The sequence below is a fragment of the Streptomyces sp. NPDC006463 genome, from assembly GCF_042870715.1.
In the GTDB taxonomy this organism is placed as follows: domain Bacteria; phylum Actinomycetota; class Actinomycetes; order Streptomycetales; family Streptomycetaceae; genus Streptomyces.
In genome coordinates this window covers 82,166-104,159 of the sequence record NZ_JBIAHP010000004.1, presented here as the reverse complement: position 1 = coordinate 104,159, position 21,994 = coordinate 82,166, and the positions used below count along the sequence as shown (strand labels likewise).

Below are 21,994 nucleotides of genomic sequence, written 5' to 3'. Positions count from 1 at the left end.
CAAACATCACGTTCCCTTCCAGGCATGAACCATTTAGGGTTCGGGCACGTCCTCATGAACAACCTGGCACTCACGCCGGGGAGGATGGAACTGCAAGAAGCGAACGACTGACAACGCGAAACCGTAAAGCAACGCAATACGGCTCCTTCGCCGCCAACCGGCAGCAGCCGGCCAGCTTCGGAAGGAAGTTTCGAGGAAAAGCCGCGAGCGGGAACGTTTTCGGCCTGGTTGGATGTTGACCCTGGTACGACAGCTCGTCGAGCTAGAGAAGAGGCGACGTGACTACTGTTCTGACACCCGCGACCCCGCTGACGGCCGCTGACCGATGCGACCGTTGCGGCGCCCAGGCATATCTGCGCGTCGTCCTGCTGAGCGGCGGTGAACTGCTCTTCTGCGCCCACCACGGTCGCAAGTTCGAGCCGGAACTCAAGAAGATCGCCGCAGAAATACAGGATGAGACCGAGCGGCTCACGTCCGCTCCGGCTGCCAATGCCGCCGAACCCGAGGACCGCTGACACAAGGCCTGCACCTCGCATCCGACGAGCCAGGACCGGCCAGGCCGGTCGACGGGCGGCATACCTGCGACCCAGGGATGCCGCCCGTCCTCATGTCCGCCCCCAAGCCCGTACGGGGGCTACTCCGTCCGAGGTACCTGCACGGGCCCTGCACCCGCCCTGTACGCCCTCCGGGTAGCGGCGGCGACGTCCTGGACCCTCGCGGGCTGCGCGGCCCTCTGCGGGCCTGTCACGAAGTCGGCGAACGGCGCAATCCGCGTGTACACCCCCGGGCTGTCCGCGCGCCCGCAGCCGCGTCCCCACGACACAAGGCCGATGAGCCGCCCCTGCGCCACCAGCGGTCCCCCGCTGTCCCCCTGGCAGGCGTCCTTCCCGCCCGCGTCGTCGCCCGCGCACACCATGGAATCCGCGCGGTACTGCCCGTCGGCGTCCCCGGGGTAGGCCCGGCCGCAGACCTCGTCCGACAGTACGGTCACCGCGGCGGCGCGCAGCGCGTACGCGTAGTCACCGAATCCGCTGGTGTCGCCCCAGCCGTACACGGCCGCCTCGGTCCCCGCCGCATAGGCGGGATGCCCCGCTCCGGCGATGGGGAGTACGTAGTGCGCCGGCACGGCTTCGGCGAGTTCCAGTACGGCCAGGTCCCCGGCGTTGCTGCGCGGGTCGTAGTCCGGGTTCACCCGGGCCGCGCGCACCGCGATCTCCTGGCCGTCGGTCGCCCGCAGCTCCGTACGCCCGGCGATCACCCGGAAGTCCTCGACCGACTCGACGGAGCCGCCCAGCACCTCGCGCCCCAGACAGTGGGCCGCGGTCAGCACCTTCGCCGGTGCCACGATGACGCCCCCGCAGAACTGCCCGCCCCGCGTACCCCCGAACCGGTCACGGCTGGCGAGGGCCACGACCCAGGGACTGTCGGCCGCCTTCACCGGCTTCCCGCCGATCACCACACTGTCCGCGGCCGCCTGCGGCACCTGGGCCAGCGGGGCCGCGGCCGCTCCCGCCGCCAGGGTCAGCGCTCCCGCCAGAGCACGGGCAAAGGGACGACGCATGAGGCCTCCTGACTCCGAGTGTGCATGACTCCACCCAGAGTGGGATGCCTGGTGGCCGTGCGCACCCGCGCGGCCACCGCCGTCGGCATCGCTGCCGGACGCGTGCCGGTCAGTCGAGGTAGTCGCGCAGCACCTGGGAGCGGGAGGGGTGGCGCAGCTTCGACATCGTCTTCGACTCGATCTGGCGGATCCGCTCACGCGTGACCCCGTAGACCTTGCCGATCTCGTCGAGGGTCTTGGGCTGGCCGTCCGTGAGGCCGAAGCGCATCGACACGACACCGGCCTCGCGCTCGCTCAGGGTGTCGAGCACCGAGTGCAGCTGCTCCTGCAGGAGCGTGAAGCTCACGGCGTCGGCCGGGACGACGGCCTCGGAGTCCTCGATCAGGTCGCCGAACTCGCTGTCGCCGTCCTCGCCGAGCGGGGTGTGCAGGGAGATCGGCTCGCGGCCGTACTTCTGGACCTCGATGACCTTCTCGGGGGTCATGTCGAGTTCCTTGGCCAGCTCCTCCGGGGTGGGCTCGCGGCCCAGGTCCTGGAGCATCTGGCGCTGCACGCGGGCGAGCTTGTTGATGACCTCGACCATGTGCACCGGGATGCGGATGGTGCGGGCCTGGTCGGCCATGGCGCGGGTGATCGCCTGCCGGATCCACCACGTCGCGTAGGTGGAGAACTTGTAGCCCTTGGTGTAGTCGAACTTCTCGACGGCGCGGATCAGGCCCAGGTTGCCCTCCTGGATCAGGTCCAGGAAGAGCATGCCGCGGCCGGTGTAGCGCTTGGCGAGGGAGACCACGAGGCGGAGGTTGGCCTCCAGCAGGTGGTTCTTCGCGCGGCGGCCGTCCTCGGCGATGATCTCCAGCTCGCGCTTGAGCTTGGGCGCCAGCTTGTCGGAGTTCGCCAGCTTGTCCTCGGCGAACAGGCCCGCCTCGATGCGCTTGGCGAGCTCGACCTCCTGCTCGGCGTTGAGCAGGGGGACCTTGCCGATCTGCTTGAGGTAGTCCTTGACCGGGTCGGCGGTGGCGCCGGCGACGACGACCTGCTGGGCGGGGGCGTCGTCCTCGTCGTCGGAGATGACGAAGCCCTTGTTCTCGCCGCCCTCCTCCTCTTCGTCGGCCTCGGCCTTGACGGTGTCGGGACCCTCGTCCGGGGTCTCCTCGTCACCGGCCGCGTCGGCGTCCTTCTTGGCGGCGGTCTTCTTCGCCGCCGTCTTCTTGGCGGCGGCCTTCTTGGCGGGCGCGGCCTTCTTGGCCGTCGTCTTCTTCGCCGCCGTCTTCTTCGCGGCGGGCTCCGTTGCGGGCTCCTGCGCGAGGGCGTCCGCGGTCTCCGGGTCCGCCGTCACGGCCTCCGGGGCCGCGGCGTCCGCGGGCTGCGCTGCCGTCGTCTTCGCCGCCGTCTTCTTGGCCACCGGCTCGGTCGCAGTCCGCTTGGCCGGGCTCTTCGCTGCGACGCTCTTGCGGGTGGTGCGCTTGGGCGACTCCGCGGCACTGACCATCAGCGTCACACCCTCTTCCTCGAGGATCTGGTTGAGGCTGCGCAGAACATTCTTCCACTGGGTCGCTGGAATCTGGTCAGCCTCGAAGGCCCGACGCACGTCATCGCCGGCGATCTGCCCCTCGGCCTTGCCCCGCTCGATGAGCGCCATCACAGACTCGGAATCGGCGATCTCCGGCGGGAGCGTACGGGATGTGCTGGCCGACACGAACAACCTCTCGGAACGATGGAAACGGCTTCCGACCCCGGCCTGGTGCTGGACCGGAGCCGACGACCACCGACTGGGGATGGGCCGGGGGCGCGGGCAGGGGCCGGGGAGCTGCACAGCACCCGCAAGGGCTGCTGTCTTCCCTCCGTCGGCCATCACCTCTTAGGTCATCGCGTGGCGTCGCGGAGCGTTACGCCCAATCTTCGTGGCCCGAGTCACACCCCGTATGAGCCGATGCCGGTCATGGGGTCACGCACATGGTTCCGGCGGGTCCGGAGCAGGGCGCCGTATGCCGGTGTCGCCGGACCCGACCGGGCCCGGCGACACGTCGTGCGCCCCCGTGCCCCCGCGCGTCCGCCCGTCAGTGCTCGCGCGGGGCGGGGACCACGCGCTCGACCTCCGGATGCACCGTCAGGAGCTGACGCATGGCGTTCTCGGCGCCCGTCGCGTCACCCGCGGCGAGGGCCTCGACCATCCGCGCGTGGTGCGCGACGCCGGCCTCGCTCGGGCGGTCGCAGGCGGTGATCGGGCTGCCCGAGACCTGGAGCGCGGCGGAGACGATGCCGGAGAGGTGCTCCAGCATCCGGTTGCCGGCGACCTGGATGAGGAGTGCGTGGAACTCGTTGTCGGCGCGCGTGAAGGTGATCGAGTCTCCCTGGCCGAGGGCGTGGCCCATGATCTCGACCATGTCGGCGAGGCGCTGCTGGATGTCCGGGCGGCCGTGGCCGGCGGCGAGGCGGGCGGCGAGCGGCTCGATGGTCCAGCGGAGCTCCCCGAGCTCGCGGCGCTGGTCGTCGCGCTGGGGGCCGAAGGCGCGCCATTCGATGATGTCGGGGTCGAGGAGGTTCCAGTCGGCGACCGGACGGACCCGGGTGCCGACGTTCGGGCGGGCGCTGACGAGGCCCTTGGCCTCCAGGACCCGCAGCGATTCACGGACGACGGTGCGGGAGACCTCGAAGCGCTGGCCGATCTCCTCGGGGACCAGCGGGCGGTCCGCCCCGAGATCGCCGGAGACGATCATCTGGCCGAGCTGCTGGACGAGTTGGCCGTGCAGTCCGCGGCCGCGGCTACCTGCCGCGCGGCGGCCGACCCGGCTCAACTCGACGTCGGCGCCGTCCCAGTGGGGCGCTCCGCCGCGGTCGGGACCGGGGGCCTCCGCGTAGGGGTAGCGGTCGAGTTCGCCCGGGCCGGCGAGGCCGGAGTCGGCATGGCGGGCGGCGGTCATCATGGTGTGCGCAAGGGTACTCACGAATCCTTTGTCGGCCGTGCCTCGATCGCCCTTGAGGTCTTTGGTGAAAAGCACACGAAAGGGTGATCGGTGCCACCCACGCAATTGACGACTTATCGTAAAGAACCGGGCCTTTTACGGGGAGTTGCGGTCCGCGTCATACGAGGCGGACTTCAACGGTCCCGTCCGGGCCCGGTACGCACCGAAACGATCACCAACGGACCTTGCTGCGCAGTCCGGTGAACCCATAGGCGCACAACAGGACCATCAGCGACAACACCAGTGCGGTGCCGACGGGTTGGGCCATCACCCGCAAGGCCCCCAGGATCAGGCGGTCCGCCTCGGGCGGCCACTGCACCCGGGTGAGAGCCCGCAGCCGGGGCCCGAGTCCGGTGACCGGGTACGCGGAGGGGCCTTCCAGCACCTTGCGCACCATCGGCACCACCATCACCGGTACGGCGAGCACCGCGGCCAGGCCTGCGGTGGCGGACCGGAAGACACCGGAGGCAAGTACGCCGGCCCAGGCGCAGCCGATGAGCAGCCCGGCCCAGCTCACGGCCGGGTAGAGCCACCGCACCGGGGTACGCAGCGGGCCGCTGTCGAAGACGAGCGCCAGGGCGCCGGCGTCGGCCACCACCACGAGGGCTCCCAGCAGCAGCGCAAGCAGGGCGCAGACACCGAGCTTGGCCGCGAGGAGTCCCATCCGGCGGGGCACGGTGCCCCGATCGGCGGCGAGCGCGGGGTAGCGGTACTCCTCGCCGAAGGCCAGGGCGCCGAGCAGGCCGGCGCCGAAGGCCGCGGGCGGTAGCGGCAGCTGCTCGGGCCACGCGGCGAGCAGCCGGTTCTGCGTCGTGTGCCCGGCCCGGGCCAGCACCAGGGTGGTCAGGACGGAGACGGCGACGACGAGCGCGGCGGTGAGGGCGGGGGTGGCGGTTCCGAAGACCCGGAGCAGCTCGTAGCGCAGCGGCCGCAGCGGTCCGCCGACGCGGCGCACCGCGGACGTCGGCCGCCCGGACCGGGCGCGCCGCGCCCGTCCGCCGGGGGTCTCGTCAGACACCTCTCCCGGGGCTTCGCCGGAGGTGGGGGCGGGCTGGGCCCCGGCGGCCTCGGCGCGGGCGCGCGGGACCGGTGACGTGGGAGCGCCTGCGTCTCCGGTCTCGTCGGCGAGCTGATGGACGAGCACCCCGTGCCGGAACGCCGCCTCGCCGACCTCGGCACAGTTGCTGCCGTACACCGACAGGCGATTGCCGCTCTCCGACACGATCTCCACGGCACGCTGGGCCGCCCGGGCCTCCCGGCCCAGCACGTCGGCCAGCCGGGTAGCGTGCGGGGTACGCACGGCGACGCGCGGCCGCAGACGGGTCCGGGCGAACTCCGCGGCGTCCTGGTCGGCGACGAGGCGACCCGCTTCGATGCTGACGACCCGGTCGGCGCTGCGGGCCGCCTCTTTGGCGTCGTCGGTCGTGAAGAGCACCGCTCCGCCGAGGGAGGCGTGGCCGCGCAGCAGCCCGTGCAACCAGCCGCGTTCACGGGGCGACAGACCGGCCGCGGGCTCGTCCAGGATCAGGGTGCAGGGGTCGGCGAGCAGCGCCGCGGCCAGCGCGACCCGTCGCTCCATGCCCAGAGAGAGCGAGCCGAGCCGCTGGTCCCGCAGGCCCGCGATGCCGACGACGTCCAGCATGGTGTCGGCCCGGGAGGCCGGCACGCCTGCGGCGGCGCAGAGCATCCGCAGCTGGTTTCGTACGGTGCGCGCGGGGTTGCCGGGGACGTCGCCGAGCAGCACGCCGACCTCACGGCTCGGGTACGGGATCCGGTGCAGCGGACGGCCGCGGAAGTAGGTGACGCCGCGGCCCGGTTCGAGTTCGAGCATGAGCCGCAGCGCGGTGGTCTTGCCCGATCCTGCCTCGCCGAGCAGGGCGGTCACGCTCCCCGGGCGGGCCTCGAACGTGAGGTCGTCCACGAGGGGCCGGGAGTCGGGGCGGGGTTTGCTGGTGAGTCCGATTGCCTGGAGCATCGCTTCTCTCGCGGGGGGTGAGACCGCTCTGCGGCAGGGTGAGTACCGCAAGCAAGATAACGCGATATGTCCGATTTACGGTGCAACCGGTCCGATGGGATACCGATATTGCCGTCGGAGCGAAAGCCGGGACCGCTGCCTCGGCGTCAGACTTCCGGACGCAGCATCGGCGGGTTGAGCAGGGTGGCCCCGCCCGCACGGAACAGCTGGGCGGGGCGCCCACCCTGACGGGTCGTCGTCCCTCCGGCCGGCACCAGGAACCCGGGGGTCCCGGTGACCTTGCGGTGGAAGTTCCGTGGATCGAGGGCCACGCCCCAGACGGCCTCGTAGACCCGGCGCAGCTCGCCGACCGTGAACTCGGGCGGGCAGAAAGCGGTGGCGAGGGAGGAGTACTCAATCTTCGAACGGGCCCGCTCCACGCCGTCGTCGAGGATCCTGGCGTGGTCGAAGGCGAGCCCCGCGGACGCCGGGTCCTCGGATTCCAGCAGCTCGTCGACGGGGGCCCAGCGGGCACTGTTGGCGTCGCCGCCGGCCCGGGGCGCAGGCAGGTCGGGAGCGAGCACCAGATGCGCCACGCTGACGACACGCATCCGCGGATCCCGCTTCGGATCACCGTAAGTGGCCAGCTGTTCGAGATGGGCCCCGTTGCCCACGCCCGGCACGGCGGGGTCGTGCGCACACAGGCCGGTCTCCTCGGAGAGTTCCCTGGCGGCGGCCGCCGCCAGGTCCTCGTCTCCGCGCACGAATCCGCCGGGCAGCGCCCAGCGCCCCTGGAACGGCTGCTCACCCCGCCGGACGACCAGCGCGCAGAGCGCGTGGCGCCGTACGGTGAGCACGACCAGGTCGACGGTGACGGCGAAGGGCGGAAAGGCCGACGGGTCGTAGGGCGACATGCCGCGATCATAGTCGTCTGCCTGACGATAAACAGCGCTTTGGTGACCTTGAAGACGCTGGAGTGGAGGCTAGCCTCCCAGTACGAGCGCATCGGCCGCCTCCTCCACCATGCCGAGGCCCAGCCGGCTGATCCGGACGGCGAAGGGCTCCCCCGACACACGCAAGCCGGAGAGCCGCAGCGCGCCGAGCGGTGCGCCGGGGAGGGGGGCGAGGGCGACCGTCCCCGCAGGGGCGTCGGGGCGGATCCCGGCGAGGGCGGTCAGGACGTGGATCCCGGCCGCGGCGGCCACCGCGGCCGGGCGACAGGCCGCCGGGTGCGGGATCGGAGCGCTGCCGGAGGTGCGCTGCTCGGCCGCGAACATCTCCGGTAGCCGGTACCCGAAGCTCTCCGCCGCGTCCAGCAGGCCCCGGAGCAGGCCGGCGGCCTCCTTCTCGAAGCCGGCCTGGGCCAGTCCGGCCACCGCCACGGCGCTCTCGTACGCGCGCACCGCGCCGGAGCGGTGGCCGAACGGGTTGTGGCCCGGTTCCCTGGCCGCCATGCTCCGCAGTCCCCACCCGGAGTCCATCGCGGGCGCGCCGAGCAGCCGGGCCAGCTGCTCGGTGCGGACCCGGTCCAGGAGCCCGGGGGCGAGCCGGCCGCCGCTGAGGAGGCCGGTGTCGAGCAGGTGGGCGGCGGCCCCCGTCAGCCGGGGCAGCGGCCGGCCGTCGGGATGCAGGGCCGCCGCGGGCCGCCCCCCGTCCGGGCCGTCGATCCAGAACTCGGCCCGGAACCGCTCCCGCAGCGCGGCCGCCCGCTGCCGCCACTCCTCGGCGCCGGCCCGACCGCGTGCGGCGAGGAGGTCCGCGCCGAGCAGCGCGGCCCGGTGGGCGTGGGCCTGGGTCTCGCAGCGCCGCGGCCCCGGCTCCGGATCGGCCAGGAAGCCGTCCTCGCCCAGAGCGCCCCGCAGCCAGTCGAGACACCGCTCGGCGGCGGGGAGCAGTCGGTCCACCTCCTCCTCCGGCATCCCCCAGAGCCGGGACTCGGCGAGCACCGCCGGGAAGGCCAGGGTCGCCTCCGTGCCCGTGCACCCCGGGGGGAGCTGCGGGCCCGCCCCCCGCAGAGGTCCTGGGATCTTCCCCGCGTCGGGCCCGCGCCCGTCACTCTGGTTGCGGGCCAGGATCCGCAGGGTGGCCGCGGCCAGTCCGGTCCCGAGCGGCAGTGCCATGCGGGCGGCCCAGAGGGACTCCGCCGGTGCCAGCCCCAGCCGCCATGGCACGCCCGCCGCCGCGAAAGCGTCACCCGGCTCGGCGGGATCCCTCAGTAGCAGCGCCCTGAGGTCCTCGACGCTGGTCCGGAACCACGCCTCGGCTCTCGGGTCGTCCCCTTCGGCCCGGGCATCGGCGAGCGGATTGGCCACCTGGCCGGCCGGAGCCCGGACGACGCGGTCCTGGGTGGTCCGCAGCTCGATGGTGCGGGACTCGCCGGGACCGAGTTCGAGCTGCCAGCGCAGCAGCCCGGACGAGGCCAGCGCGTCGTCCGGATGCGGATCGGCGGCGGTGACCGCCTCGGCGTCGCCGGTACTCCAGCGCAGCCCGGCGGCATGCACCGCGGCGGGCAGCTCCGGCCCGGCCCGGCCGGCGGCCACGGCGGCCAGTTCCGCCAGGTCTGTGCCGAGCAGAACCTCCACGGGCAGGCGCAGCGGCCGGGCCGCAAAGCTGCGCAGGGTGATCCGTTCGGTGCCGTCCGCGTGGCGGACCCGCTCCACGCCGACGTCCGGGTCGGGGCCGGGCTCGGCACCGGTGCGCACCGTGGCGGTGAAGGCGGCGCGGTCCGCGCCGAGGCTGCGCCCCTGGACGGCCACCGGGTCCCGCCCGCCGACGCGCAGCACGCACCGGGAGAGCAGCCGCCGCCCGGAGCGGTAGATGCCGTCGATCCCCCGGCCGGTCAGCTGGCCGTGCCCCGGTGAGATGACCAGGCAGGGCGCCGCGACGCAGATGACGGCGCCGTGCACTGGCGGTGGCTCGGACCTGCGGGCGACAGGCACGCCGGGTGGTCTGGAGGGTGCGGGGTGAGACATGCGTCGCCTTGTCTGCGCTCCGGTCGGTTCGGCTGGGCGGCGGCGCGGCCGGGCCCCCACCGCCCCACAGCTGAACGCCCCCACCCCCGCCCGGGTCACGGGCCGCAGAGCCGACCGCGCACGCCCGGGGCGGGGCTGCCGTCTCATTACCGCGCCCAGGGCCCTTCGCAGCCGCCGCACCCCAGTCCCCTGCCGGGGCCGCAGCGGGCTCACTGCCCGCTCCCCGCGGTGCGGCGGGGAGCCGCCTTGCCGCGGCGGCCGGGGGGACGGGTACCCGCGGTCCGCCGCCCCGACCTGGGCTCGCGGCGCCGCCGTTCCTCCCGCAGGCATTGCCGCAGTCCCTCGGGGTCGATGCCCTCGTTGCAGGCGTGGTGGAGCAGTTGGGCGAAGCGGTATTCGCCGTCCGCCCGCAGGGCGAGTCCGAGGGCGATCCGGGCGGTCGGCTCGTCCCCGGCGGACCAGGAGACCCAGCCCGCGAGGGTGAGCGGAGCCGCCGCGTGTTCGCCGTACGCCCCGACACAGCGCCGGGCCAGGGCCCGCCACAGCCGCAGGGCGGGCGCTGCCTCCTCGTCCTCCATCCACTCGGCCGCGATGTCCCTGACCTCACGGTCCTGGAGGCCGAGGATCACTGAGGCGGCCTCGTCGTGGCCGAGCAGCGCGTCGTCCCAGTCATCGGCGTGGGGACCTCCCTCCACGGGCGGCGCGAGGGTCATCCGCCGCATCAGTGAACGGGCCAGCGTGAGGGTCTCGGCGCCGACCTCCTCCCGGCTCGCCCCGTCGAGGATCTTCGGTACGAGGGCGGCTGCCGCCCGGTCCAGGGCGCTCTCCATCTCCGCGGCGACTGCCCCGCGCAGCGGCGCGAGCCGGCCCTCGATGTCCTTGAGGGAGCCCCGGACCTGGAGCCCGGCGAAGGTGGCCGCGGCGGCCATCACGGAGGTGCCGACCGCGGCCAGCTGGCTGCCTTCGGCCGGGCAGCAGCGCTCGTCGGGGCACACGTAGGACCAGAACCGGCCCGCGGAGAGGCACAGGGCCTCCAGAACGGGCACGTCCAGCGCGCCGCAGGCCAGCCGGATCCGCTGGGCGAGCGGCCGCAGCCGGGTCATCACCCGCTGGCCGCTCTCCCCTCCCTGCGGCTCCTGGCAGAGGAAGACGACGATGCCGTCGGGCTTGCTGCTGCGCCGCTCGCTGCCGCGGATCAGGCAGTCGGCGGCCTGCTGTGCGGTGTCCTCCCATTCCGCGGGGGTGGCCGGGATGCCGACGCGCAGCCGACCGCCGAACCGCCCACCGTCGCCGTGCACGGCGACCATGACCAGGGAGTCCGTGGGATGGAAGCCGAGCATGTAGGGCAGCGCGTCGGCCAGCTCGGCCGGACTGCGCAGAGTGATCCGGGAGTCGGAGGTGGATCCGGCCGCGCTGATGGACGGCCGGCCGGACGGGGTGCGTGATTCGTGGTTGTTCGTCATGTCCCGAAGATCCCGTGAGTGATCCGATCCCGAAAGCCCTGTGGATAACCATTTGACCGTTCAACATCCACAGGCTCAGAGCGGCATTGGCGCTATGTCGGAGCCATCGGGTTGCATGGGGGCATGAACGCAGACCTGAGGTCCTCGGCCGACTCCGTACTAGCCCGCCTCGTGGGCGATCCCACGGGCACCGCGCGGCTGCGCGAGGACCAGTGGCTGGCGATCGAGGCCCTCGTCGCGCACAAGCGGCGGGCGCTGGTGGTACAGCGCACGGGCTGGGGCAAGTCCGCGGTGTACTTCGTCGCCACCTCGCTGCTGCGGGCGAGCGGCGCCGGTCCCACCGTGATCGTCTCCCCGCTCCTCGCCCTGATGCGCAACCAGGTCGAGGCCGCCGCCCGCGCCGGGATCCGCGCCCGCACCATCAACTCCGCCAATCCCGAGGAATGGGAGGGGATTCAGGCCGAGGTCGCGTCGGGCGAGGTCGACGTCCTGCTGGTGAGCCCGGAGCGGCTCAACAACCCGGACTTCCGCGACCAGGTGCTCCCCAAACTGTCCGCCGCCACCGGTCTCCTCGTCGTGGACGAGGCCCACTGCATCTCCGACTGGGGCCACGACTTCCGCCCCGACTACCGGCGGCTGCGCACGATGCTCGCCGACCTCCCGCCGGGCGTCCCGGTGCTGGCCACCACCGCGACGGCCAACGCCCGCGTGACGGCCGACGTCGCGGAGCAGCTCGGTACCGGCGCCGGGACGGACGCGCTGGTCCTGCGCGGCCCGCTGGACCGCGAAAGCCTGAGCCTGGCGGTGCTGACCCTGCCCGACGCGGCACACCGACTGGCCTGGCTCGCAGACCACCTGGGCGAGCTGCCCGGCTCCGGGATCATCTACACGCTGACCGTGGCGGCGGCCGAGGAAGTCACCGCGTACCTGCGCCACCGCGGGCACACGGTCGCCTCGTACACCGGGAAGACGGAGAACGCCGACCGCCAGCAGGCCGAGGACGACCTCCAGGCCAACCGGGTCAAGGCGCTGGTCGCCACCTCCGCCCTCGGCATGGGCTTCGACAAGCCCGACCTCGGCTTCGTCGTGCACCTGGGCTCCCCCTCCTCCCCCATCGCCTACTACCAGCAGGTCGGCCGCGCCGGCCGCGGTGTGGAACACGCCGAGGTCCTGCTCCTGCCCGGCCGGGAGGACGAAGCGATCTGGCAGTACTTCGCCTCGGTGGCCTTCCCGCCCGAGGAGCAGGTGCGCCGCACCCTCGACGTACTGGCCCAGGCAGGCCGGCCGATGTCGCTGCCCGCGCTGGAGCCGCTGGTCGACCTGCGGCGCACCCGGCTGGAGACCATGCTCAAGGTGCTGGACGTGGACGGGGCCGTGCACCGGGTCAAGGGCGGCTGGACCTCGACCGGCGAGCCGTGGGCGTACGACGCGGAGCGCTACGCGTGGGTGGCCCGCCAGCGGGCCGCGGAGCAGCAGGCCATGCGCGACTACGCGGCGGCCACCGAGTGCCGGATGGAGTTCCTGCGCCGCCAGCTCGACGACGAGGAAGCCGCGCCCTGCGGCCGCTGCGACAACTGCGCCGGAGCCCGGTTCACCGCGGACGTCTCAACCACCGCGCTGGACACCGCCCGCGGCGAACTCGGCCGCCCGGGCGTGGAGCTGGAGCCGCGCAAGATGTGGCCGACCGGGCTCACGGCCGTCGGCGTCGACCTCAAGGGGCGCATCCCGGCCGGGGAACAGGCCGCCACCGGCCGGGCGCTGGGCCGGCTGTCCGACATCGGCTGGGGCAACCGGCTGCGCCCGATGCTCGCCCCGCAGAGTCCGGACCAGCCCGTTCCCGACGAGGTCGCCCAGGCCGTGGTGGCCGTCCTCGCCGACTGGGCGCGCGGCCCCGGCGGCTGGGCCTCGGGGGCGCCGGACGCCCCGGCCCGGCCGGTGGGCGTGGTCGCGCTGCCCTCGCGAAGCCGTCCGCAGCTGGTCGGTTCGCTGGCCGCACGCATCGCCGAGGTGGGGAGGATGCCACTGCTCGGGACGGTCGCGTACACGGACCAGGTACCGGAGTACGGTCTGCCCTCCTCCAACAGCGCGCAGCGAGTGCGGGGGCTCCACCAGGCCTTGACCGTGCCCCCGGCCCTTGCGGCGACGTTGGCCGAGGCGTCAGGGCCGGTGCTCCTCGTGGACGACCGTGCGGAGAGCGGTTGGACCCTCGCCGTGGCCGCTCGGCTGCTGCGTCGGGCGGGCGCGAAGGAGGTGCTCCCACTGGTACTGGCGGTCCAGCCGTAGCCGAATGAGTCATCTTCGGCGTGGCGGGGCAAGGATATGAACGGCATACCGGCGAATTCCGGTCGGCAGCGTCATTTGCTCGTTGCCGCATGCTCCGGCGCCACGCGAGAATTGGAGTGCTCCCGCTCGGCTCCGCGGCACTCTCCTGGGCCGCGCCGCGGCGCGCCCACACTCCAGCCGTGCCCGTCCGCGGGCGTGTACCCGAAGGGAGGACCGTGACCTTCGGATTCGCCCCGCCCTCGACCACGTCCCTGAAAACGGCCACCGGCAGCGCCAGCCGGCACGGCCGGCTGCTTGAACCCGCCGAATGGACAGCGGCGGGAATTCCGTTGCTGCGCAATCCTCGTGAGGTCGTCAGCGGCCTGCACTCGCGGCACGCCCCGGTGCCGTCGACCGCGGTCATAGCCGTCCTCGGCCCGGAGGAGCAGCTCGTGGCGAGCGCCTCCTTCGTGCAGCGGTCGGCCTCGGCCGACGGCTGGGAGTACCGCAACGCCCTGCTCTCCGCGCTGCGCCGGGTCCTCCCGCACGACCTGCGGCGACGGACCCCGGTGCGGACGGCGGTGCTGCTCTACTGCCGCGAGGGCGACGAGCGGTGGACCGAGGAGGACGGCGCGTGGATGTGGGGACTGCGGGACGCCTGCACCCTGCACGGGCTGCGCTGCGGCGCGTACATCACGCTGACCCGGGGCGGCTGGCAGGTTCTCGGCGAGGGCCGGGGCGGCCGGCGGCCCAGCTCGGACTCGCGACCTCAGCGGCTCGGCGACACCGTGGCCGAGTTCGCCCCGATCGCCCTGCACGGCGGCGGCGGCGCTGCCGAGGCCTTGCGCCGAACCGCCGCGCGCTGACCGTCGTACGGCCGCCCGGCCACACGGGTGCATACCCGGACGGGCGGACCGCCTACACGCGGACCACCGGCATCCCCACCACCGGCATCCCGACCACCGACATCCGGCCCACCTGCGGGCGGACTCCGGCGGGCACACCTCACGGCCGTACCCCCAGGCGCGGGCGTACGGCGGATCAGTCTCCGGGCTTCAAGCGGGGCCGGCCGTCGGCCCGCCCCGCCCCTCGCCCGAGCCGGGATACGGGGCGTCAGACGCCCGCACCCAGCACGGAGTTGATCTGCTTCGCGTCACCACACACGATCAGCAGCGCACCGGCCCGTGCGAGGGCGACCGGCAGGGCGTCGGCGACCGCGTCGACCGCTCCGCCATTGACGGCGAAGACCACGACCGGGCGGCCGGAGGCGCGCTTGACCTGCGCGGCGTCCGCGTAGAAGACGTCGTCCCCGGCGTCGTGCAGGGCCCAGTACGCGGCCTCGCCGAAGGACAGCTCGTGCGCGGCCCACGGGTGCGGGTCGCCGGTCGTGAGCACCAGGATGTCGCCGGGCGCGCGACCGGTGTCGAGCAGCAGGTCGACGGCCTCTTCGGCCGCGTCCAGCGCACCCTCGGCGGAGGCCGGGATCAGCTGGATCTGCGGGACCGCCGCCGAGACGGACGGCGCGGCGGGAGCGGCTGCGGCTGCGGCTGCGGCTGCGGGAACGGGTCCGGGGCTGGCCTGCTGAACGGGCGGGGCGGGCCGGACGGGACCGGGGCGTCCGGGCCGGGGCACGGCGGCGGGACGCGGACCAGGTACGGGGCGGGGGGTCTGCGCGGTGCGGCTCGCGGCCGGCGTGACGCGGGGACCCTGGGCACTCTCGTGAATCTGAGGCTCCTCGATGGCGGGGTGAGAGGCGTGACGTGGTGTCTATCAAACGCCGGTACGAAACGTACCGGTCAGTGGCACATGGGTGCGATCAGAAATCGAAGCCGAGTTGGCCTCCGTTTTCCAGCTCCATCGACTCCTCGCTGCGGCGCACCTTCTTGAGGTGGCGCCACTGGGGAAGCGCGTCGAGGTACGACCACGAGAGCCGGTGGTAGGGGGTGGGCCCCCGATCCTCCAACGCCGCCCGGTGCACAGGTGAGGGGTATCCGGCGTTGGCGGCGAAGGCGAAGTCCTCGAATCCACCGCCCTGTTCGCCTATCTCGGCCATCATGCGGTCCCGGCGGACCTTGGCGATGACCGAGGCCGCCGCGACGGCGACGCAGGACTGGTCGCCCTTGATCACCGTACGGACCCGCCAGGGCGAGCCGAGGTAGTCGTGCTTGCCGTCGAGGATCACCGCGTCGGGCCGCACCGGCAACGCTTCCAGAGCACGCTCCGCGGCGAGCCGCAGGGCGGCGGTCATCCCCAGTTCGTCGATCTCCTCCGGGGAGGAGTGCCCGAGGGCGTACGCGGTGACCCAGGCCTCCAGGACGTCGACGAGGACGTCGCGCCGTTTGGCGGTGAGCAGTTTGGAGTCGGTGAGCCCCGCGGGCGGCCGGCGCAGACCGGTGATCGCCGCGCACACGGTGACGGGACCGGCCCAGGCCCCTCGTCCGACTTCGTCGACCCCGGCGATGACCTTGGCGCCGGTGGTTGCACGGAGGGAGCGTTCGACGGTGTGGGTGGGTGCTTCGTACGGCATGGCGCCAGCAAGGTTACGCCGCCCCGCGCCGCCTGCACACCCCGCCCCGGGTCCGACGCGACTCCGTCCCGGTCACGGCGCGTGTCCGGCCCGCATCCGGATCCTCTCCTTCGCTCCCGCACACCTCCGTGCGATACATCGCCGTCGCCGCGAACGACATCCACGACAAACGGACCAGTCGAGTCCGGCCGCGCTCCGCTCCGCCCGATTCTCCACCGGACAAGCCCCTGATCAGACACCACACCAGCGGCCGCGATCCGGACCGGACGGGTCCGCAGAACCGGTCGGCCCGCATCTGACGACACCTGCGATCGCATTCGTGAAGGAACGGCCGCCGGATCTGTCCGCCATCGCACGGCCCCCACCCGCCTCGCGTGAATTTTCGGCACCGGTGAATCCTTTCGTTCACTAAGGATTCGCTCCTACCGTGGTCCCACAGTGAACGGTTGCGTTCACCCACTCACTTTGGGGGGGATCCTCAGTGACAAGCTCTCAACTCACCAAACCCCGGATACCGGGCGCGGCCCGCCGGGAGGGGCGTCCCGGCGTGGCCCTCACCGTCATCGCCGCATGCCAGCTCATGGTCGTCCTCGACGCGACGATCGTGAACATCGCGCTCCCGCACATCCAGACCGCCCTCGACTTCAGCACCACCGACCTCTCCTGGGTGCTGAGCGCCTACACGCTCACCTTCGGCGGTCTGCTCCTGCTGGGCGGCCGGGCCGGCGACATCCTGGGCCGACGCCGCGTGTTCATGGCCGGAATCCTGCTCTTCACCCTGGCCTCCCTCCTCGGCGGTTTCGCCCAGGAGCCCTGGCAGTTGCTCGCCGCCCGCGCCCTCCAGGGCGTCGGCGGCGCGATCGCCTCCCCGACCTCGCTCGCCCTGGTCACCACGACCTTCCCCGAAGGCCCCGAACGGAACCGGGCCTTCGGGGTGTTCGCCGCCGTCTCCGCGGGCGGCGGCGCCATCGGCCTGCTGGCCGGCGGCATGCTGACCGAGTGGCTCGACTGGCGCTGGGTGCTCTTCGTCAACGTGCCGATCGGCGTGCTGATCGCGATCCTCGCCCCGCTCTACATCAGCGAGTCCGAGCGCCACCCGGGCCGCTTCGACGTCGCCGGCGCCCTCACCTCCACCGGCGGCATGGCCTCGCTGGTCTACGGGTTCATCCGCGCCTCGGAAGACGGCTGGCGCGACTCCCTCACGCTCGGCTCGTTCGCCGCTGCCGTCGTCCTGCTCGCGCTCTTCGTCGCCATCGAGTCCCGGGCCCCCGAACCGATCATCCCGCTGCGGATGTTCGCCGACCGCAACCGAGCCGGCACGTACGTGATCATGCTCGGCCTCGCCGCGGCGATGTTCGGGATGTTCTTCTTCATCGTCCAGTTCGTACAGAACGTTCTGGGCTTCTCCCCGATCCAGTCCGGACTCGGGTTCCTGCCCGTGACCGTCGCCATCGTCACGGCCGCCGGTCTCTCTCAGCGCTTCCTGCCCCGCTTCGGCCCCAAGCCGTTCATGGTCACCGGAACCGCCCTCGTAGGCACCGGACTCAGCTGGCTGGCCTTCATCCGGACCGATTCCTCGTACCTCGCCGGGGTGCTCGGGCCGATGCTGCTGTTCGGCTTCGGCATGGGACTCAACTTCGTGACTCTCACGCTCACCGCCGTCTCCGGAGTCGCGCCGAAGGAGGCGGGTGCGGCCTCCGGGCTGCTCAACGCCAGCCAGCAGGTGGGCGGTTCCCTGGGGCTGTCCATCCTGGTCACCGTCTTCGGCACGGCCGCCCGCACCGAGGCCGCCCAGCAGGTCCCCGTCTTCATGGCGCAGGCTCGGCCGGACCAGCTGGTCGCCTTCGACGAGACCGGCCAGCTGCCCGACCCCTGGGGCGACCTCGTGCTCACCCAGGGCATCTCCACCGCGTTCGGCGCCGCCGTGGCGATGGCCGGTCTCGCCCTGGCCACCGCGCTGCTGGTGATCCGGGTGCGCAAGAGCGACCTGGATGCCCTCAACGGAGCCGCCGTGAAGAACGGTCCGGCGGCCTGAGCCTGGCCGCCGGACGTACGGGAGCCCGGGCGCGGCACCGTGCCCCGTGCCGGACCCCGTGCGGCGCCCCCTAGTACTCGGTGCGGCCGCTGAACGTGCCGAGGCGCGAGCAGACCTCGTACGACGCGGTCACCGGCCGCTCGCGCAGAATCCGGCGGGCCCGGTGCTCGCCGAGGCTCATGGCGTACCACGGGACGCCGCCCGCCCTGGAGATCTCGGCGCTGATCCCGTACAGGGCGCAGGACCTGCGGGGCTCGGGCAGCCGGTCCAGGGCCGGCACGGCGTCCGCCGACAGGCTCTGGAAGTAGGCCAGGTCGATCTTGCCGTCCGCCTGGAACCGGGCGACGTTGTTCTCGGCGACCATCCCGTCCGGGGACAGCAGGCCGAAGACCAGGACGCCGGCCGCCGCGCTCCCGGCGACCGCGCGCGGCAGCCAGCGAGCACCGAACACCCCGGCCGCCATGATCAGTACGATGACCAGCCCGAGCCACAGCTCCATCGCGGCCACCGACACGCGCAGCCTGGTCAGGCCGTACGCCTCCACGTAGAGGTCCATCCGGCGCAGCGCGGAGGCGACGACGACCAGGGTCAGCGCACACAGCGCCCCGAGGACGACGCGGACGAAGCGGCGGTCACCCGCGCCGTCGCGCGGGGCCCAGCGCAGCGCGAGGGCGATCACTGCGAGAATGAGCAGGGTGGCCCAGAGCAACTGCCAGAATCCCTGCCGGGCGTACTCGGCGTAGGTGAGGCCGGTGCTCTCCAGGACCTTGTCGTAGCCGCCGAACAGAACGGCCAGCTGCACGGCGTTGAAGCCGGCGAACAGCAGGTTGAGCAGGACGAGCGGAAGGGCCCATTCGACGCGGGACCGCGGCTTGCCTGGGGTCACCTTGATCCGGTCCCAGCGCAGCGGGGCCGCGGCGGTGCGGGCGGCGGCCACCGCGAGGAGGGCGCCGACGAGGAAGAGCAGGATCCGCAGGGGCCCGTCCCCTACGGAGATGTCGGGCGTCAGCCCGCCCAGCAGATCGGCGAACGCCGCGTCGGCAGAGGCGAACAGCGCGCCGAAGAGCAGCAGGAGGGCCACCGCCACGGCGCTGGCCTTGGCGACCGGCAGCCAGCGGTCCTTGCTCACGCCGCTGCGCGAGCGCAGGCCGGACCAGGCCCAGCCGACGCCGGACACGGCGGCCTCGAAGAAGCCGAGCGGGCTCAGCAGGACTCCTGGCCAGGTCCGGCTGCCGTGCAGGGCCAGCGCGCCGAGCAGGACGGCGGAGAGGATCGCGAGGGTGGACGGCCACGCCGAGTCGCGCAGGGCGGGTACGACCAGGAGCGCGAGGCAGCCGATCGCCCAGACCACCGTCCAGGGGCGTGCCGTACGACGGGCCGTGCGGGCGGCGGCGTACGCGGCGACGACGGCGGGCACGACGGCGAGCAGCAGGCCAGGGCCCATGCCGTCGCCGAGGAGCAGGGCCGCGGAGAGTCCCGCGAGGCCGGCGGCGGCGAGGGTGGCGGTTCCGATGGGCGCGGCCTGGGCGGGCCGCACCAGTACGGCCCACTCGGGCGGCGCGGCGGCCTTGGCGCGGGCCGCGGCGGCCCGTTCGCGTCGCTGCTGCTCCTGCCAGGCCTGCCAGGCGGCCGCGTCGGCCGGGGCTCCGGAGCCCGGCCCGGCAGGTCCGGCCGCTGCGGCTGGTCTGTCCGCGGCCGGAGCCGTGCCTGCGGGCGGATCTCCGGCCGCGGACGCGCCGTTGGACGCGCCCTCGGCTGCGGTGCCGGCCGCGTTGTCGTCCGCCCTGTTGATGTTCTCTGACATCGGGTTCCCCTCCCCTGTCGTCCGCCCCCGGGTTCCGATGGGGGCGGCGGAGCGGACAGAGTAGGCCGGTGCCATGCAGTTTTGAACAGGATCAAAAGACTCCTGTGGCAGGACCGTGACAATCGGAACGGGGTATTTCACCCGCCGCGACGCCACGAGCCAGCTGCCGCTAACGCGTTGCGGCCTCCGGGAGCCAGGCCGGCAGGGCCTCGGTGCGCGCCAGCCACGCGGCCGGCAGCACCTCGTCGCCGCGTGCGCCCAGCACCCCGCCGACGATCGCGCAGGTCGTGTCGACGTCCCCGCCCACCTGCGCGGTGGTCCAGAACGCCCGCTCGTAGTCGTCCAGCGACCGCGCGGCCGACCACAGCGCGAACGGCACGGTGTCATGGGCGCTCGTGCGCCGCCCACAGCCCAGTACCGCCGCGACCGTCGTCGCATCGCCGTAGTCGAGCATGTCCCGTGCCCGCCGCACCCCGGCGCCCACGGCGCTGCGCGGCACCAGCGCGATCACGCCGTCCAGCAGGTCGGCGGCCTTCGGCGGTCCGGCCGGGTCCGCCGCGAGCGCGGCTGCGGCGGCGACGGCCATGGCCCCGCACACGGCCTCGCGGTGCTGGTGGGTCGTGTAGGCGGAGATCTCCGCCTGGTGCGTGGCCTGCTCGGGGTCGTCGGCGTACCAGGCGCCCAGCGGCGCGATCCTCATGGCGGCGCCGTTGCCCCACGAGCCCTGCCCGTTGAACAGCTCGGCGGCCAGCGTGCGCCAGTCCTCGCCTTCCCGGATCAGGCGGAGCATCCGGTTCACGGCGGGGCCGTAGCCCCGGTCGAAGTCGTGGTGGTGGGCGAAGGAGTCGGCCAACGCGTCCTGGTCGACGCGGCCGTGCTCGGCGAGCACGGCCACCACCGAACAGGCCATCTCGGTGTCGTCGGTCCACTGCCACGTCTCGGTGCCGGCAGGGAGTTCGCGCCGCTTGAGGCGGGGGTAGTTCACGGGGACGAAGTACTGGGAGCCCAGGGCATCGCCCAGCGCCAGCCCGCGGAGGCTGGACATGGCGCGTGCGTAGCGCCGTTCGGGAGTGGTGTCAGGGGTCATCGCGGGTCACTCTAGCCGTCCAGGTCATAAGGCTCGGGTGTGGTCCAGCGCTCAAACGGGCGGTCCATCCGGTACCGGCCGTCCGGTCCCAGCACGAGCGTCCGGAATTCGCCGTTCCCGGGGTTGGACAGGGCCTCGAACTCGGCCACCGACCAATGGAACCACCGCATGCAGAACAGCCGCATGGTCAGCCCGTGCGTCACCAGCAGCACGTTCTCGGGGTGGTCCGGCGCCTCGAAGCTGCGGTAGAGGCTTTCCAGGAACGACCCGACACGGTCGTACACATCGGCGCCCGACTCCCCCTGCGCGAAGCGGTAGAAGAAGTGGCCGTACGCGTCCCGGTACGCCTTCTGGAGCCGTACGTCGTCCCGGTCCTGCCAGTTTCCCCAGTCCTGCTCGCGCAGCCTCGGTTCCTCGCGCATCCGGACCCGGGTCGGATCCAGCCGCAGCTCCCGGAAGGTCTGCAGGGTCCGGCGGTACGGGGAGACGTAGGCGCTGATCGTCTCGTCGCCGAAGAGCTCGCGCAGCCGCTCGCCGACCGCCACGGCCTGCTCGCGGCCGTTCCTGGTCAGCCGCAGCGCGTGGTCGGGTTCCCGTTCGTACACCGAGTCGTCGGCGTTTCCCTCGGATTCCCCGTGCCTGACAAGGACGATGCGGCGTGGTCGAGACATCCCACGACCCTATTCGGCCACCGGGAGCCGACCGGCCGGGCACGCCGGTGGGCCTGCCGGTCGTCGTACGGTCATACCGTCCAGGAAGGTTCGAGGTCGACGACGTCACCGGTGAGGGCCTCGACATCGGCCTGGATCTGGGCGCGCAGGGAGAGCCGCTCGACCCGCTCCTGCCGGTACTTGCCGTGCTCCGCGGCCGCGCGCCACATCGACAGCACCAGGAACTCCCGGCCCGGGGCCTCCCCGAAAAGGCCGCGGATCATGCCGGGCGAACCCGCCATGGCCGGGTTCCACACCTTCTCCTGCATGAGGGCGAAATGGTCCACTCGCCCCTCCCGGACACGGGTGTGCGCCACCCGGACGACGTCGGCGTCGGTGAAGCGCGGCTCGAACCCGGTCTTCACATCGAAGCGGTGGTCGAAGAGCGTGACCCTCGCATCGGTGTAGGTGCCGTGCTGCGCCGCGGCGAGCCGGTCATGACTGCGGGCCATGAAGGAGTCGTAGAAGGAACGGCTCTCCCAGAACGCGAAGACATGCGCGACCCCCTGCCGGCCCCGGCTCCAGCCGCCGCCTTGTCCCCGGAATCCCGGCTCGCCCGGCAGCCCCGCCCATTTTCGCTGTCCGCGCTCGAACCCGCGTCGGTCCGTCACCGTGCAGCGAATCCACTTGACCAGCACTGCGCCATCGTACGGTCC

17 protein-coding genes are annotated in these 21,994 nt (G+C 72.9%); 4 read left to right on the top strand and 13 right to left on the bottom strand.

Features of this window, described 5'->3' with window-relative positions; genetic code table 11:
* Positions 1–278 precede the first annotated feature (278 nt).
* Positions 279–515, top strand: a complete 237-nt coding sequence (locus ACFYOB_RS09670) for a hypothetical protein (protein WP_215019552.1) — start codon at positions 279–281, stop codon at positions 513–515.
* A 119-nt stretch (positions 516–634) separates the two neighbouring features.
* Here ACFYOB_RS09670 and ACFYOB_RS09665 read toward each other — a convergent pair whose 3' ends face one another.
* The 7 genes from ACFYOB_RS09665 to ACFYOB_RS09635 all read right to left on the bottom strand — a co-directional run bounded on the left by ACFYOB_RS09665 (position 635) and on the right by ACFYOB_RS09635 (position 10,913).
* Positions 635–1,561, bottom strand: a complete 927-nt coding sequence (locus ACFYOB_RS09665) for a serine protease (protein ID WP_388557025.1) — start codon at positions 1,559–1,561, stop codon at positions 635–637.
* A 109-nt stretch (positions 1,562–1,670) separates the two neighbouring features.
* Positions 1,671–3,257 carry an RNA polymerase sigma factor gene (locus tag ACFYOB_RS09660; RefSeq protein WP_388557022.1) on the bottom strand — a complete coding sequence of 529 codons (1,587 nt, stop codon included), beginning with the start codon at positions 3,255–3,257 and terminating at the stop codon, positions 1,671–1,673.
* Positions 3,258–3,618: 361 nt separating this feature from the next.
* Positions 3,619–4,560, bottom strand: a complete 942-nt coding sequence (locus ACFYOB_RS09655) for a FadR/GntR family transcriptional regulator (RefSeq protein ID WP_388557019.1) — start codon at positions 4,558–4,560, stop codon at positions 3,619–3,621.
* A gap of 136 nt (positions 4,561–4,696) precedes the next feature.
* Positions 4,697–6,499 (bottom strand): ATP-binding cassette domain-containing protein, encoded by a 1,803-nt coding sequence (locus ACFYOB_RS09650; protein WP_388557016.1) that lies wholly within the window; start codon positions 6,497–6,499, stop codon positions 4,697–4,699.
* Positions 6,500–6,645: 146 nt separating this feature from the next.
* Entirely contained in the window at positions 6,646–7,392 is a 747-nt protein-coding gene (locus tag ACFYOB_RS09645) for an NUDIX domain-containing protein (protein WP_388557013.1), read from the bottom strand.
* 69 nt (positions 7,393–7,461) lie between these two features.
* Positions 7,462–9,450 carry a glycogen debranching N-terminal domain-containing protein gene (locus ACFYOB_RS09640; protein ID WP_388557010.1) on the bottom strand — a complete coding sequence of 663 codons (1,989 nt, stop codon included), beginning with the start codon at positions 9,448–9,450 and terminating at the stop codon, positions 7,462–7,464.
* A 209-nt stretch (positions 9,451–9,659) separates the two neighbouring features.
* A complete protein-coding gene (locus ACFYOB_RS09635) occupies positions 9,660–10,913 on the bottom strand; it encodes a DUF4192 domain-containing protein (protein WP_388557007.1) in 1,254 nt (417 codons plus the stop codon).
* A 123-nt stretch (positions 10,914–11,036) separates the two neighbouring features.
* On the opposite strand from ACFYOB_RS09635, the gene ACFYOB_RS09630 reads away from it, so the two are divergent.
* Both ACFYOB_RS09630 and ACFYOB_RS09625 read left to right on the top strand, forming a co-directional pair.
* The gene (locus ACFYOB_RS09630; protein ID WP_388557004.1) at positions 11,037–13,196 is read left to right on the top strand and encodes a RecQ family ATP-dependent DNA helicase; all 2,160 of its coding nucleotides are present in this window, start codon (positions 11,037–11,039) and stop codon (positions 13,194–13,196) included.
* A gap of 215 nt (positions 13,197–13,411) precedes the next feature.
* Positions 13,412–14,041 carry a hypothetical protein gene (locus ACFYOB_RS09625; protein ID WP_388557002.1) on the top strand — a complete coding sequence of 210 codons (630 nt, stop codon included), beginning with the start codon at positions 13,412–13,414 and terminating at the stop codon, positions 14,039–14,041.
* A gap of 247 nt (positions 14,042–14,288) precedes the next feature.
* Here the strand turns inward: ACFYOB_RS09625 and ACFYOB_RS09620 are convergent, their stop codons facing one another.
* Both ACFYOB_RS09620 and ACFYOB_RS09615 read right to left on the bottom strand, forming a co-directional pair.
* Positions 14,289–14,915: a hypothetical protein gene (locus tag ACFYOB_RS09620; RefSeq protein WP_388557674.1), complete on the bottom strand. Its 627-nt coding sequence runs from the start codon at positions 14,913–14,915 to the stop codon at positions 14,289–14,291.
* A gap of 76 nt (positions 14,916–14,991) precedes the next feature.
* Positions 14,992–15,702 carry a ribonuclease HII gene (locus ACFYOB_RS09615; RefSeq protein WP_388556999.1) on the bottom strand — a complete coding sequence of 237 codons (711 nt, stop codon included), beginning with the start codon at positions 15,700–15,702 and terminating at the stop codon, positions 14,992–14,994.
* A gap of 481 nt (positions 15,703–16,183) precedes the next feature.
* Between ACFYOB_RS09615 and ACFYOB_RS09610 the strand changes: the two genes are divergently transcribed.
* The gene (locus tag ACFYOB_RS09610) at positions 16,184–17,737 is read left to right on the top strand and encodes an MFS transporter (protein ID WP_388556995.1); all 1,554 of its coding nucleotides are present in this window, start codon (positions 16,184–16,186) and stop codon (positions 17,735–17,737) included.
* Positions 17,738–17,807: 70 nt separating this feature from the next.
* Here the strand turns inward: ACFYOB_RS09610 and ACFYOB_RS09605 are convergent, their stop codons facing one another.
* The 4 genes from ACFYOB_RS09605 to ACFYOB_RS09590 all read right to left on the bottom strand — a co-directional run bounded on the left by ACFYOB_RS09605 (position 17,808) and on the right by ACFYOB_RS09590 (position 21,976).
* Positions 17,808–19,541 (bottom strand): DUF4173 domain-containing protein, encoded by a 1,734-nt coding sequence (locus tag ACFYOB_RS09605; RefSeq protein WP_388556992.1) that lies wholly within the window; start codon positions 19,539–19,541, stop codon positions 17,808–17,810.
* Between the two features lie 169 nt (positions 19,542–19,710).
* Positions 19,711–20,628: an ADP-ribosylglycohydrolase family protein gene (locus tag ACFYOB_RS09600; protein WP_388556989.1), complete on the bottom strand. Its 918-nt coding sequence runs from the start codon at positions 20,626–20,628 to the stop codon at positions 19,711–19,713.
* Positions 20,629–20,639: 11 nt separating this feature from the next.
* Positions 20,640–21,299: a histidine phosphatase family protein gene (locus ACFYOB_RS09595; protein WP_388556984.1), complete on the bottom strand. Its 660-nt coding sequence runs from the start codon at positions 21,297–21,299 to the stop codon at positions 20,640–20,642.
* Between the two features lie 71 nt (positions 21,300–21,370).
* Positions 21,371–21,976 carry a YdbC family protein gene (locus ACFYOB_RS09590; protein WP_388556979.1) on the bottom strand — a complete coding sequence of 202 codons (606 nt, stop codon included), beginning with the start codon at positions 21,974–21,976 and terminating at the stop codon, positions 21,371–21,373.
* Positions 21,977–21,994 lie beyond the last annotated feature (18 nt).